A 13,279-nucleotide genomic window follows, 5' to 3' on the forward strand; every position below is an offset into this window, starting at 1 on the left:
TTGATGGTTTAATTTAACATATTCTCACTATTACGGCGCTTATGATTGTCTTCTCTTCGTTACAAATTCGACGCGGTGTCCGCGTACTGCTGGACAATGCCACAGCCACCATCAACCCAGGCCAGAAAGTCGGCCTGGTAGGGAAAAATGGCTGCGGTAAATCCACGCTGCTGTCGCTGCTTAAGAACGAGATAAGCGCCGATGCAGGCAGCTTCAGCTATCCCGGCAACTGGTCGCTGGCATGGGTTAACCAGGAAACGCCAGCGCTTGCCAAACCCGCTATTGAGTATGTGATCGATGGCGACCGCGAGTTCCGCCAGCTGGAAGCCGAACTGGCCCATGCTAATGAGATTAACGACGGTCACGCCATCGCCACGCTGCACGGCAAGCTGGATGCTATTCAGGCCTGGACCATACAGCCCCGCGCCGCCAGCCTGCTTAACGGCCTGGGGTTTTCTCAGGAGCAGTTGCAATATCCGGTCAGCGACTTTTCCGGTGGCTGGCGGATGCGCCTTAACCTGGCGCAGGCGCTTATCTGCCGTTCCGATCTTCTGCTGCTGGATGAGCCCACTAACCACCTGGACCTTGATGCCGTCATCTGGCTTGAACGCTGGCTTAACAGCTATCAGGGCACGCTGATCCTGATCTCTCACGACCGGGATTTCCTCGATCCGGTGGTGGATAAAATTCTGCACATTGAACAACAGTCGATGTTTGAGTACACCGGCAACTACAGCTCGTTCGAGATCCAGCGCGCCACCAAGCTGGCTCAGCAGCAGTCGATGTTTGAGAACCAGCAGCAAAAAGTGGCGCACCTGCAAAGCTTTATTGACCGCTTCAAGGCAAAAGCCAGCAAGGCCAAGCAGGCGCAAAGCCGGATCAAAATGCTGGAGCGTATGGAGCTGATTGCCCCTGCGCACGTGGATAACCCCTTCACCTTCAGCTTCCGCGAGCCGGAAAGCTTGCCAAATCCTCTGCTGAAGATGGAAAAAGTCAGCGCGGGATATGGCGATAAAATTATCCTTAACTCCATCAAGCTGAACCTGGTTCCGGGTTCGCGCATTGGTTTACTGGGCCGTAACGGCGCGGGCAAATCCACGCTGATAAAGATGCTGGCGGGCGATCTCGCGCCGCTGAAAGGGGATATCGGCCTGGCGAAAGGCATCAAGCTTGGCTACTTCGCCCAGCATCAGCTGGAATTCTTACAGGCTGATGAATCCCCTCTGCAACACATGGTTCGTCTGGCGCCAAAGGTGCTGGAACAGCAGCTGCGTGACTATCTGGGCGGCTTTGGCTTCCAGGGCGATAAGGTGACGGAAATCACCCAGCGTTTTTCCGGCGGCGAAAAGGCACGTCTGGTGCTGGCGCTGATTGTCTGGCAACGCCCTAACCTGCTGCTGCTGGATGAACCAACCAACCACCTGGATCTGGATATGCGCCAGGCGCTGACCGAGGCGCTGATTGATTTTGAGGGCGCGCTGGTGGTGGTATCGCACGACCGCCACCTGCTGCGCTCTACCACCGATGACCTCTATCTGGTGCATGATGGTCAGGTTGAACCTTTTGATGGCGACCTGGAAGATTATCAGCAGTGGCTGAGCGATCTGCAAAAGCAGAGCAGCGTGAGCGAACCCAGGCAGGATACCGCTAACAGTGCGCAGGCCCGCAAGGATCAAAAACGCCGCGAAGCGGAGCTGCGAACGCAAACGCAGCCGTTGCGTAAGCAGATTGAGAAGCTGGAAAAGCAGATGGAAAAGCTGAATGCGCAGCTGGCAGAGGCGGAGTCAAAGCTGGCTGACTCGGCACTCTACGATCAGAGCCGCAAAGCCGACCTCACGCTGGCGCTGCAACAGCAGGCGACGGCAAAATCGGCGCTTGAAGAGTGCGAGATGGCCTGGCTGGATGCACAGGAACAGCTTGAGACGATGCTGGCCTCCTGACCAGTAAGCGGCTGAGCACCCGCTCAGCCGCGCCAGAAAGGCTTATCCCCCAGAATGGTGGCCCGGTGCATGATCCGCCGCTGCGGCATGTAGTCTGCATTGGCATAATGCTGCGTCACCCGGTTATCCCAGATCGCAATATCGTTCTCCTGCCAGCGCCAGCGCACCTGAAACTCCGGCTTGGTGATATGGGCAAACAGGAAGCCCAGCAACGCTTCGCTCTCTTTTTGTGGAATATCCACAATGCGCGTGGTGAACCCTTCGTTTACAAACAGCGCCTGTTTGCCGCTCACCGGATGGGTACGAATAACCGGGTGCAGCAGCGGCGGGTTTTTCTCTACCGCCAGCTTCCAGCGCGCATGCTCTTCCTCACTGCCGCGGTGTTTGAACTCCTGAAATGATTTAGTGAAATCATGTTCCGCCTGTAGGCCGCTCAGCAACGTTTTGAACGAGTCGGACAAGGCGTCATAAGCGGCGATCCCGCTGGCCCAAAGTGTATCGCCACCCGTCTCCGGCAGACTTTTAGCCGCCAGAATAGCCCCTGCTGGCGGCGTGGCAATGAATGTCACGTCGGTGTGCCAGTTATCATTGTCCGGCGGATTGTTATCGTGGGTGTCCAGCACAATAATCTCTTCCACTCCTGGTGCGTGAGGATAAACAGGATGGATATGCAGGTCGCCAAACTGCGCAGCCAGCGCCCGCTGCTGCTGCGGGGTGACCGGCTGATTGCGGAAAAATAACACCTGATGGCGGATCAGCGCGTGATAGAGCTGCTCAAACTGCGCATCGCTCAGCGGGCGGCTCAGGGTAAGGTCAGAAACCTCGGCACCGATATATGGCCCCAGCGCTTTAATAGTCAGACGTTCGTTCATACATGTTCTCCATGCCAGGGGGTTAAACGGCGTTGCAGGGCGCGCAGCCCCACCTCAAGAGTGAAAGCGATCAGGGCGATGACGGCGATGCCTGCAAGCACCACGTCGGTGGCGAGAAACTCTCCGGCGGACTGCACCATAAAGCCCAGCCCGCGCGTGGCGGCAATCAGCTCTGCGGCCACCAGCGTGGACCAGCCGACGCCTAACCCGATGCGCACTCCGGTTAAAATCTCCGGCAGTGCACCGGGTAAAATCACATACCAGAGCACCTGCCAGCGGTTGCCGCCCAGCGCCTGAGCCGCCCGGATGCGAACCTGCTGGGCGCTTTTAACGCCAGCCAGCGCAGAGAGCGCAACGGGCGCAAAGATAGCCAGATAAATCAGCAGGATCTTGGAAGTTTCGCCAATGCCGAACCAGATAACCATCAGCGGCAGATAGGCCAGCGGCGGCACCGGGCGATAAAGCTCAATAAGCGGGTCGAGAATGCCGCGCGCTGTCTCATTCAGCCCCATCAGAATGCCAACCGGCACGCCGATGATCACCGCTGCCAGCAGGGCGATCACTATACGGGTCAGGCTGGCTGCCAGATGCTGCCAAAGCGTTGCGTCCATAAACCCTTGTGCGCTGGCGATGGTCAGCAGCTGATGGAACACCTGATAAGGCGCAGGTAAAAACAGCGGCGCAATCAGCTTCAGCGCGGTCACCGCCCACCATATCGCCAGCAGCACCAGCAGTGTCGCTGCGCTAAGCGTGATCTGGCGACTGAAGGGCCAGCTCAACCGCACGCGGCGAGTGAGTGATTTTTCGGTGGATAATAAACTCATGAGAAGACCTCGCGCTGCTGGAAGACCTGGCTCAGAACATATTCACGTTTTTCGATAAAAGCGGGGTCGGACTTGATGCTGCGGCAGGATTCACCCGCAGCGTAGCGACGGCCAAAATCCAGCGCCAGGCGTTCAGTCACCCGGCCCGGCCCTGGTGAAAGCAAGATTAGCTCGCTGGCGAGGAACACCGCTTCTTCAATATCGTGCGTAATCAGCAACACCTGCTTGCCGCTTTCACGCCACAGATTCAGCAACAGTTCCTGCATTTGCTCACGGGTAAATGCATCCAGTGCGCCAAAGGGTTCATCCAACAGCAGCAGTTGAGGGTTGGCTGCCAGCGCTCTGGCGATACCCACACGCTGACGCATACCGCCAGAAAGCTGCCAGATAAAGCGTTTTTCCGCGCCTTCCAGGCCAACTTTCTTCAACATCTGGCGGGCAATATCACGGCGCTGCGGCTTCGCCATCCCGCCAAGCTGTAAGCCCAGCGCCACGTTATCCAGCACGTTGCGCCACGGCAGCAGCCCTTCATGCTGGAACACCACCCCGCGTTCTGCACCAGGCCCCGTCACCACTTTGCCATCCAAAGTGATGCGGCCCGACTCGGCGGGCAAAAACCCGGCAATAAGATTTAACAGGGTGGTTTTGCCGCAGCCTGACGGTCCCAGCACCACCACCAGCTCGCCTGGCTCAATGGTCAGGTTGATCTCCTGTAAGGCGAGTTGACCGCCGTAGCGAGCCGTAAGGTTGGATACCGTCAGCATAGAGACTCCCTTTACTCGGCAAGAGGTTTGACGTAGCGGTCGGTGACATAGTCGCTGTAATCACTGGCGGCCTGCGGTACCTTGCCCTGCTCTTTAAGGAATTTTGCGGTATCGATAATGGCCCGATCCACCGGCTTGCCAAGCTGTTCAACCTGCTGCCGCGCGGTAAGGTAGGTATTCCCCTTCACCAGACCAGGGATCTGCTGTTCAGGCACGCCGCTTAAACGCGAGAGCTTGCTGAGATTGCCGCTCTCTTTCAGCCACTGTTCAGGATTATCGAGATAACCTTTCTGCGCGCTCAGCGCACTGCGGGCGAAGGCAGTCACCACCTCAGGATGTTTTTCGGCAAAATCTTTTCGTACCACCCAGACGTCCAGCGTTGGAGAACCCCATTTACCTACCTGCGCCGAGTCGGTCAGCACAGTGCCCTCTTTCTCCAGCTCATTCACTGCTGGCGCCCAGACGTAGGCGCCGTCAATATCGCCCCGTTGCCAGGCAGCAATAATGGCAGGCGGTTGCAGGTTAATGATTTGCAGCTGATCGGGACGGATACCCCAGTGCTTCAGTGCGGAAAGAAGGCTGTAGTGGGTTGTGGAGATGAAAGGCACGGCGATGCGCTTACCAATCAGATCTTTCGGGCTGCGGATGCTTTTTTTCACCACCAGCGCTTCAGAGTTACCCAGTTGGGAGGCAAGCAGGAAGACTTCAATGGGCACCTGCTGGCTGGCAGCCACCGCCAGCGGGCTGGAGCCGATATTACCTATCTGCACGTCACCGGAGGCCATGGCTCTGACCACGCTTGAGCCGCTGTCGAATTTGCGCCACTCCACTTTCGCCCCGCTCTCGCTGGCGAAGGTATTATCGGCTTGCGCTATTTTGGCCGGTTCTGCTGAGGTCTGGTAAGCAACAGTGACATCCACGGCCTGTGCGCTAAGCGTGGAAAGCGAAAGTGCTGCTGCAATAAGTGTAAGAGTGAATTTTCCCGCCATGCCCTGCTCCGGTGTTCGTTATCGTTTGAATAACGCCTTTGTAACCGAGAGCAACCATCGCGATAAAGTAATTAGAAATTATCTTTTATAACTATTTGTCCTTAGATCAAATAGTGGATAATTAAGTGAAAGAGTGGGTAAGCGCCATAAAAAAACCACCGCAGTGCGGTGGCTTCTCAGAGACAGAGGCTGTTAATGCCAGATAAGCAGTACGCAGGCGGCGGTCAGCAGACCCATCGCAACGTTAAAAATAGTCCAGGCACGTCGGCTGCGCAGGACACGGCCAATCACCGCGCCAAAGCCCAGCCAGATAATGCCTGACACCAGATTGACCAGCGCCATGCCAATGCTGATGGCCACCACCGAACTCTGGTAGGCTTCCCCGGCCAGGCTGAAGCTGGCCACGGCCCCCAGTGCCATCAACCAGGCTTTAGGGTTAATCAGCTGTAGCAGGCCACCCTGCCAGAACGGCATTGGCGTGTTGGGTGCATTATCCGTTTCCAGCTTCTCATACTCAGCCGTGCCGATTTTCCATGCCAGCCAGAGAAGATAGAGGCTTCCGCCAATTTTCAGCACAAGGTGCAGAGAGGGATAAAGCAGAATCAGCCCACCGATACCAAACGCGACCATCAGCAGCATTACCTGCATGCCAATCATGATGCCGATCAGCAGCCATAACGAGCGAAGAAAACCAAAATTGGCGCCGGAGGCGGTGAGTAACATATTATTAGGTCCCGGCGTGATAGCCGCCACCCATAAAAAGCCCAACATTGATAAAAACAGACTCAGTTCCATATGAAACGGGTGCTCCTCACCCCCTGACCAGAAACGAACCTCACGAAGCTAGCAATGTGACGGAGATCGTACAAGCATTTTGAACATGAATTTTAATCACCCTGCATCCATGCCGTTTGAGCCGCTTGCCGGCATGAGTAATGCCCATCTGCAAACCATTCTGCCACGGCTGGTTCGCCGCCGCATGTTGCTTACGCCTCACTGGCAGAGACTGACTTTGCCGGACACGGATTTTGTCGATCTCGCCTGGAGCGAAGATCCGGCCCGCGCCCGGCATAAACCGCGAGTGGTACTGTTTCATGGTCTGGAAGGCAGCGTTCACAGTCCCTATGCGCACGGGCTGCTTCAGGTCTGCAAAGAACGAGGCTGGCTGGGCGTCGTGATGCATTTTCGCGGTTGTAGCGGCGTACCCAACCGCCTGCGGCGCATCTATCACTCCGGAGAAACCGGCGATGCCAGCTATTTTCTCACCTGGCTGCGTGAGGAGTGGGGGCAAGTCCCCACTGCCGCCGTCGGCTTCTCGCTCGGCGGCAACATGCTGGCCTGCCTGATGGGCGAACAGGGAGCAGCCTGCGCGCTGGACGCGGGCGTGGTGGTCTCTGCCCCGTTAATGCTGGAACCTTGCAGCCTGAAGCTGGAGCAGGGAGTTTCCCGCTTCTATCAGCGCTATCTGCTCTCTCTTCTTAAGCAGAATGCAGAGCGCAAGCTGCTCGCCTGGCCGGGCACATTGCCCCTTGAGCTGAAGGGACTCAGGGCGCTGAAAAAGTTGCGCGATTTTGATGATGCGATCACCGCTCGTGCCCACGGTTTTCTGGACGCCACCGACTATTATCGCCGCTGTAGCGCAATGCCTTTACTGCCCAGAGTGGAGAAACCGTTACTGATCATCCATGCTAAAGACGATCCCTTTATGACCCATGAGGTGATCCCCGCCGCCCATTTGCTGCCTTCCGCTGTCACCTACCAGCTGACAGACTATGGCGGGCACGTGGGGTTTGTCGGTGGCACCCTGCGCAAGCCCCAGATGTGGCTTGAACAACGCATTCCGCAATGGCTTTCAACCTGGCTGGACAATTAACGTGATAATTCCCTGGAAGGACTTAGACAGTGAGACCCTGGACAACCTGATTGAATCTTTTGTCCTGCGAGAAGGTACCGACTACGGCGAACAGGAACGCTCGCTGGAACAGAAGGTTGAGGATGTTCGCCGCCAGTTAACCAGCGGCGAAGCGGTGCTGGTCTGGTCTGAGCTGCACGAGACCGTCAATATTATGCCGCGCGGTCAGGTGACAGGTTAACAGGCAGAGATGACACCCATGCCTGAAACATGGTACCAATGCGAAGCGACTTTTCTCAGGGAGGTATATGCATGTCAGCCAAACATCCGGTGATTGCCGTAACGGGATCCAGCGGGGCGGGAACCACCACCACCAGCCTGGCCTTCAGAAAGATTTTTCAGCAGCTTGGCCTGCATGCCGCCGAAGTGGAAGGGGACAGCTTTCACCGCTATACCCGCCCTGAAATGGATATGGCGATCCGCAAGGCGCGCGATATGGGCCGCCATATCAGCTATTTTGGCCCGGAAGCCAACGACTTTGCGCTGCTGGAACAAACTTTTACCGAGTATGGCCGCACCGGCAGCGGTAAATCCCGCAAGTATCTGCATACCTATGATGAAGCGGTGCCGTGGAATCAGGTGCCGGGCACCTTTACACCCTGGCAGCCGCTGCCCGAACCTACCGACGTGCTGTTTTATGAAGGGTTGCACGGTGGCGTGGTGACCCCACAGAATAACGTGGCTGCCCATGTCGATCTGCTGGTAGGCGTGGTGCCTATCGTTAACCTGGAGTGGATCCAGAAGCTGGTGCGTGACACCAGCGAACGCGGCCATTCGCGTGAAGCGGTAATGGATTCAGTGGTGCGCTCAATGGAGGATTACATTAACTTCATTACGCCGCAGTTTTCGCGCACACACATTAACTTCCAGCGTGTGCCGACGGTGGATACCTCCAATCCCTTTGCAGCCAGGGCTATCCCTTCGCTGGATGAAAGCTTTGTGGTGATCCACTTCCAGGCGCTGGAAGATATTGACTTCCCCTACCTGTTGTCGATGCTACAGGGATCCTTTATCTCGCATATCAATACGCTGGTGGTGCCGGGCGGGAAAATGGGGCTGGCAATGGAGCTGATTATGGGGCCGTTGGTTAAACGTCTGATTCAGGGCAAGAAAATTGAGTAACGCCCCGGTAAACAGACGTTACTCCCCTGCTCAGCGATCTACTTTTCCTGTAATTCGATCACTTCATAGCTGTGGGTCATATTAACCCCTTTACCCAGCATCAGCGCCACAGAGCAATACTTCTCTGCCGAAAGATCGACAGCGCGCGAGACGGCTTTGTCACTCAGCCCGACGCCGCTGATAATAAAGTGCAGATTAATATGGGTGAAGAGGCGGGGAGCCTCTTCGCGCCGCTCTGAGGTGAGCTTCACCTCGCAATCCTTTACGTTATGACGGCCCTTTTGCAGAATAGAGACCACGTCGATGGCGCTGCATCCACCCGCAGCCATCAGCACCATTTCCATAGGACTTGGCGCTTTATCCCCGGCGTTTCCATCCATCAATACCTGGTGTCCCGATGAGGATTCTCCCAAAAACGTTAACCCTTCAACCCACTTGACCCGAGCCTGCATAACAAGTTCCTCTAATTCATTTAGTTAACATCAGATTACGCTTTAGCCTGAAAAACGGCAATGTGGCAGTTTTCACACTATGCTGAAGCGAGACAACAGAAGACACTCACTGAAAGCTGTGCTACAAACAAAGCTGTAATATTTTCGTCAGTACTCTACAGGCACGACGAAACAAGACAACATAACGAGCCAGGCTTTTCACAGAGGCCCGAATACATTTCCTGATGGGAAACGCTTGATTATTTCAACGCCTGACAGGGAACTCTGCCCCTGTATTTAGGCACGATGACAACAGAGGATAACAGCGAATGGTTCTCGGCAAACCGCAAACAGACCCGACACTTGAATGGTTCCTGTCACATTGCCATATTCATAAGTATCCATCCAAGAGCACGCTGATTCATCAGGGTGAAAAGGCAGAAACCCTCTACTACATCGTCAAAGGCGCAGTAGCGGTGCTTATCAAGGATGAAGAAGGCAAAGAGATGATCCTCTCTTACCTCAACCAGGGTGACTTCATTGGCGAACTTGGCCTGTTTGAAGAAGGTCAGGAGCGTAGCGCGTGGGTACGTGCGAAAACAGCCTGTGAAGTGGCTGAAATCTCTTATAAAAAATTCCGTCAGCTTATTCAGGTCAACCCTGACATTCTGATGCGCCTCTCGGCACAGATGGCGAGTCGACTTCAGGTTACCTCAGAGAAAGTGGGCAATTTAGCTTTCCTTGATGTCACAGGTCGCATTGCGCAGACCCTGCTCAACCTGGCGAAGCAACCCGACGCCATGACCCACCCGGACGGGATGCAGATCAAAATCACCCGTCAGGAGATTGGGCAGATTGTTGGCTGCTCACGCGAAACCGTAGGCCGTATTCTGAAAATGCTGGAAGATCAGAACCTGATCTCAGCACATGGTAAAACCATCGTTGTCTACGGCACACGCTGATCGGCTCTGATCCACGGCGCAACAGCTCTTGTTGCGCCTTTTTATTTGGTACGGAGTGATGTGGCGTCGACTGATCTATCACCCTGAAGTGAACTACGCGCTGCGCCAGACGCTGGTGCTCTGCTTACCGGTGGCTGTCGGCTGGCTGCTGGGTGACCTGCAACGGGGCCTGCTTTTCTCTTTAGTGCCTGCCTGTTGCAACATCGCTGGTCTTGATACTCCTCACAAACGCTTCTTCAAACGCCTGATCATCGGCGGAAGCCTGTTCGCCTTCAGCAGCTTCCTGATCCAGTATCTGGGCGGACATGCGGTGCCTTTACCCGCTATTCTCTTCACCATGACGATGCTGCTGGGCATAACCGGTGAGATCAGCCCGCTGCATGGCCGACTGCTGCCCGGCTCGCTGATTGCCGCTATTTTCACCCTCAGCCTGGCTGGCCGGATGCCAATATGGGAACCGCCAATGCTCTACGTGCTGGGCACCATCTGGTATGGCCTTTTTAACTGGTTCTGGTTCTGGCTGTGGAAAGAGCAGCCGATGCGGGAGACGCTCAGCCTGCTCTACCGCGAGCTGGCGGGCTACTGCGAAGCCAAATATTCCCTGCTGACCCAGCTGACAGATCCTGAAAAGGCGCTGCCACCACTGCTGGCCCGGCAGCAGAAAGCTGTCGATCTGATCACTACCTGCTACCAGCAGATGCATATGCTCTCTGCCACCCGCTATAACCATCACAAACGCCTGACCAGAGCGTTCCAGGTGGCGCTGGATTTGCAGGAACATATTTCGGTCAGCCTGCATCAGCCCGAAGAGGTTCAGAAGCTGGTAGAGCAGAGCCATGCTGAAGCGGTGATCCGCTGGAATGCGCAAACCATCGCCGCCCGGCTTCGCGTACTGGCTGACGATATTCTTTATCACAAGCTGCCTGAACGCTTCACGATGGATAAGCAGCTACAGGCGCTGGAGAAGATCTCCCGCCAGCACCCGGACAATCCGGTGGGCACCTTTTGTTATTATCATTTCAGCCGTATCGCCAGGGTTTTACGTACCCAGCGGCCTCTGTATCAGCGGGATTTGATGGCTGACCGCCAGCGTCGTCTGCCCTTGTTACCCGCTATCAGAAGCTATCTGTCGCTGAAATCAGCCGCGCTGCGCACTGCCTCCCGCTTTGCCGTGATGCTGACTTTTGCCAGCTCGCTGGCGCTGTTCTTTAATTTGCCGAAGCCTTACTGGATCCTGATGACGGTGATGTTTGTCAGCCAGAACGGCTACAGCGCAACCCGCGTGCGGATCCAGCACCGTGCGCTGGGCACCCTGGCGGGACTGATTATCGCCGCCATCACGCTGCGCCTTCATGCGCCAGAATCGGTGGTGCTGCTGGTGATGCTGGCGATTACGCTTATCAGCTATCTGTTTATCCGTAAATTCTACGGCTTCGCAATGATTGGCTTCACGGTGACCGCGGTCTGGTCCCTTCAGCTGCTGTCACTTAACGGCGCGGACTTCCTGCTGCCCCGCCTGCTTGATACGCTGATGGGCTGCCTGATCGCTTTCGGCGGCATGATCTGGCTCTGGCCGCAGTGGCAAAGCGGCCTGCTGCGGCAGAATGCGCACGATGCGCTTGGTACCTATCAGGATGCATTACAGTTGCTGCTGGGCAACGAGCAGTCACCTGAGAAGCTTGCCTGGCAACGTATGCGGGTGAATCAGGCGCATAACGCCCTGTTTAACTCGCTGAATCAGGCGATGCAGGAGCCAGGGTTCGATTCTCGCTATCTTTCAGATATGAAGCTTTGGGTAACACACAGCCAGTTTATCGTGGAGCATATCAACGCCATGACCATTCTGGCGCGTGAGCATACGATGCTGACCGCTTCGCTGGCAGAACGCTATTTACAGGATTGTGAAGTGGCGTTGCAGCGCTGCCAGCAGCGCCTGGAATATGACGGGCCAGGCTCGGAAACCAATGTGATGGATTCGCAGACCGGGGTAAGTCAGGGGCCGACCACTATTCTGGAAAGACACGTAAAGCGTATTCTGGGGCACCTGAGCGTGATGCACACCATCTCCTCGCTGGCATGGAGCGCACGACCCCATCATGGACGCTGGCTGACACGCAAGCTGAAAAGATTATCCTGATAACGTGTGTTGAAAGGAAAGTGCCGGGGAGCTGCACGGGACAGCTCCCACCGGCCTGTTAAGCGAGTACTTTTTCCACAGCGCGGGCAAAGCGAACCATACCTTCCTGGATATCCGTTTGTTCAATCACCAGCGAAGGGGCAAAACGGATCACCTCCGTTCCGGCATTCAGGATCATTACGCCTTCTTCAGCCGCAGCATTCAGGATATCGCGCGCTTTACCGGCATGTTGCGGCTTCAGCGCCGCACCAATCAGCAGCCCTTTACCCCGAATATCGCTGAACAGATCCAGCTGCGCATCAAGCGTTTTCAATGCTGCCACGAAGAGTTCACGCCGCGCTTCCACGCCGCTCAGCACTTCATCGGTGTTAATGATATCCAGCGCCGTCTCCGCAATTGCGCAGGCCAGCGGATTACCGCCGTAGGTGGTGCCGTGCACGCCGGGCGACATGGTGGCAGCAATCTCGTTAGTCGTCAGCATCGCGCTGATCGGGAAGCCACCGCCCAGCGCTTTGGCGGTAGTCAGAATATCCGGCTGCACGCCATAATGCTCATACGCAAACAGCTTGCCGCTGCGGCCCATGCCGCTCTGTACTTCATCCAGCACCAGCAGCGCCTGATGTTCATCGCAGAGTTTACGCAGGCCCTGCATAAATTCCGCGGTGGCAGGCATCACCCCGCCCTCGCCCTGAATCGGCTCCACAACGATGGCGCAGGTATGGTCATCAATTACCGCTTTCACTGCCTCCAGATCGTTAAACGGCACGTGCACGATGTCGGCAGGTTTAGGGCCAAACCCGTCAGAATATTTTGGCTGCCCGCCAACGGAGACGGTAAAGAACGTGCGTCCATGAAACGCATTGTGGAAAGCGATAATTTTACTTTTATAGGGAGAATGGCGCTTGCCGGCGTAATAGCGGGCCAGCTTGAAGGCAGCTTCGTTGGCTTCGGCACCCGAGTTAGCAAAAAATACCCGCTCAGCAAAGGTGGCAGCAATCAGTTTGCTGGCGAGACGCAGCGCGGGTTCATTGGTGAACACGTTGCTGGTGTGCCACAGCGTTTCTCCCTGGGTCTTTAACGCTTCAACCAGCGCAGGATGACAATGCCCTAACGCCGTCACCGCAATGCCGCCGGAGAAATCGATATACTCTTTTCCCTGCTGATCCCAGACGCGGCTGCCTTTGCCCTTAACAGGCACAAAGGCTGCTGGTGCATAAACAGGCAAAATCACCTCATCGAACGTCGCCCGCGTTACCGCTAATTTATCCGCCGCCATTAACTACCTCATCGTTATTCTGTTACAGGAGAGTGAAATTATAATCATAA

Annotated in this window: 13 protein-coding genes; 6 read left to right on the forward strand and 7 right to left on the reverse strand. The window is 55.9% G+C overall.

Annotated features, from left to right (window positions below; all coding sequences use genetic code 11):
* Nucleotides 1-41: 41 nt before the first annotated feature.
* Nucleotides 42-1,940 (forward strand): ABC transporter ATP-binding protein, encoded by a 1,899-nt coding sequence (locus tag AAH450_RS14715; RefSeq protein ID WP_342910865.1) that lies wholly within the window; start codon nt 42-44, stop codon nt 1,938-1,940.
* Between the two features lie 23 nt (nt 1,941-1,963).
* Here AAH450_RS14715 and tauD read toward each other — a convergent pair whose 3' ends face one another.
* The 5 genes from tauD to AAH450_RS14740 form a co-directional block, all read right to left on the reverse strand.
* Nucleotides 1,964-2,812, reverse strand: a complete 849-nt coding sequence (tauD, locus tag AAH450_RS14720; RefSeq protein WP_342910866.1) for a taurine dioxygenase — start codon at nt 2,810-2,812, stop codon at nt 1,964-1,966.
* Complete coding sequence (tauC, locus tag AAH450_RS14725; protein WP_342910867.1) at nt 2,809-3,636, reverse strand: taurine ABC transporter permease TauC; 828 nt, start codon at nt 3,634-3,636, stop codon at nt 2,809-2,811. Before tauC ends, tauD begins: the two co-directional genes overlap by 4 nt.
* A complete protein-coding gene (gene tauB, locus AAH450_RS14730; RefSeq protein WP_342910868.1) occupies nt 3,633-4,400 on the reverse strand; it encodes a taurine ABC transporter ATP-binding subunit in 768 nt (255 codons plus the stop codon). Before tauB ends, tauC begins: the two co-directional genes overlap by 4 nt.
* Nucleotides 4,401-4,411: 11 nt before the next feature.
* The gene (tauA, locus tag AAH450_RS14735) at nt 4,412-5,389 is read right to left on the reverse strand and encodes a taurine ABC transporter substrate-binding protein (RefSeq protein WP_342910869.1); all 978 of its coding nucleotides are present in this window, start codon (nt 5,387-5,389) and stop codon (nt 4,412-4,414) included.
* A gap of 192 nt (nt 5,390-5,581) precedes the next feature.
* Nucleotides 5,582-6,184: a LysE family translocator gene (locus AAH450_RS14740; RefSeq protein ID WP_342910870.1), complete on the reverse strand. Its 603-nt coding sequence runs from the start codon at nt 6,182-6,184 to the stop codon at nt 5,582-5,584.
* Between the two features lie 85 nt (nt 6,185-6,269).
* On the opposite strand from AAH450_RS14740, the gene AAH450_RS14745 reads away from it, so the two are divergent.
* The 3 genes from AAH450_RS14745 to AAH450_RS14755 all read left to right on the forward strand — a co-directional run bounded on the left by AAH450_RS14745 (nt 6,270) and on the right by AAH450_RS14755 (nt 8,423).
* On the forward strand, nt 6,270-7,262 hold the full coding sequence (locus tag AAH450_RS14745; protein ID WP_342910871.1) for a hydrolase: 993 nt from the start codon (nt 6,270-6,272) through the stop codon (nt 7,260-7,262).
* 1 nt (nt 7,263) lies between these two features.
* A complete protein-coding gene (locus tag AAH450_RS14750) occupies nt 7,264-7,482 on the forward strand; it encodes a YheU family protein (RefSeq protein ID WP_342910872.1) in 219 nt (72 codons plus the stop codon).
* 71 nt (nt 7,483-7,553) lie between these two features.
* Nucleotides 7,554-8,423: a phosphoribulokinase gene (locus tag AAH450_RS14755; RefSeq protein WP_318789357.1), complete on the forward strand. Its 870-nt coding sequence runs from the start codon at nt 7,554-7,556 to the stop codon at nt 8,421-8,423.
* Between the two features lie 38 nt (nt 8,424-8,461).
* Here AAH450_RS14755 and AAH450_RS14760 read toward each other — a convergent pair whose 3' ends face one another.
* The gene (locus AAH450_RS14760) at nt 8,462-8,875 is read right to left on the reverse strand and encodes an OsmC family protein (protein WP_342910873.1); all 414 of its coding nucleotides are present in this window, start codon (nt 8,873-8,875) and stop codon (nt 8,462-8,464) included.
* Between the two features lie 308 nt (nt 8,876-9,183).
* Here AAH450_RS14760 and crp point away from each other — a divergent pair, with 308 nt between their 5' ends.
* Nucleotides 9,184-9,816, forward strand: coding sequence for a cAMP-activated global transcriptional regulator CRP (gene crp, locus AAH450_RS14765; protein ID WP_034895576.1), 633 nt, complete (start codon nt 9,184-9,186; stop codon nt 9,814-9,816).
* A gap of 58 nt (nt 9,817-9,874) precedes the next feature.
* Nucleotides 9,875-11,953, forward strand: coding sequence for a YccS/YhfK family putative transporter (locus tag AAH450_RS14770; RefSeq protein WP_342910874.1), 2,079 nt, complete (start codon nt 9,875-9,877; stop codon nt 11,951-11,953).
* Between the two features lie 58 nt (nt 11,954-12,011).
* Here the strand turns inward: AAH450_RS14770 and argD are convergent, their stop codons facing one another.
* Nucleotides 12,012-13,229: a bifunctional acetylornithine/succinyldiaminopimelate transaminase gene (gene argD, locus AAH450_RS14775; RefSeq protein ID WP_342910875.1), complete on the reverse strand. Its 1,218-nt coding sequence runs from the start codon at nt 13,227-13,229 to the stop codon at nt 12,012-12,014.
* Nucleotides 13,230-13,279 lie beyond the last annotated feature (50 nt).

This window comes from Erwinia magellanica (genome assembly GCF_039023495.1).
Classification (GTDB): domain Bacteria; phylum Pseudomonadota; class Gammaproteobacteria; order Enterobacterales; family Enterobacteriaceae; genus Erwinia.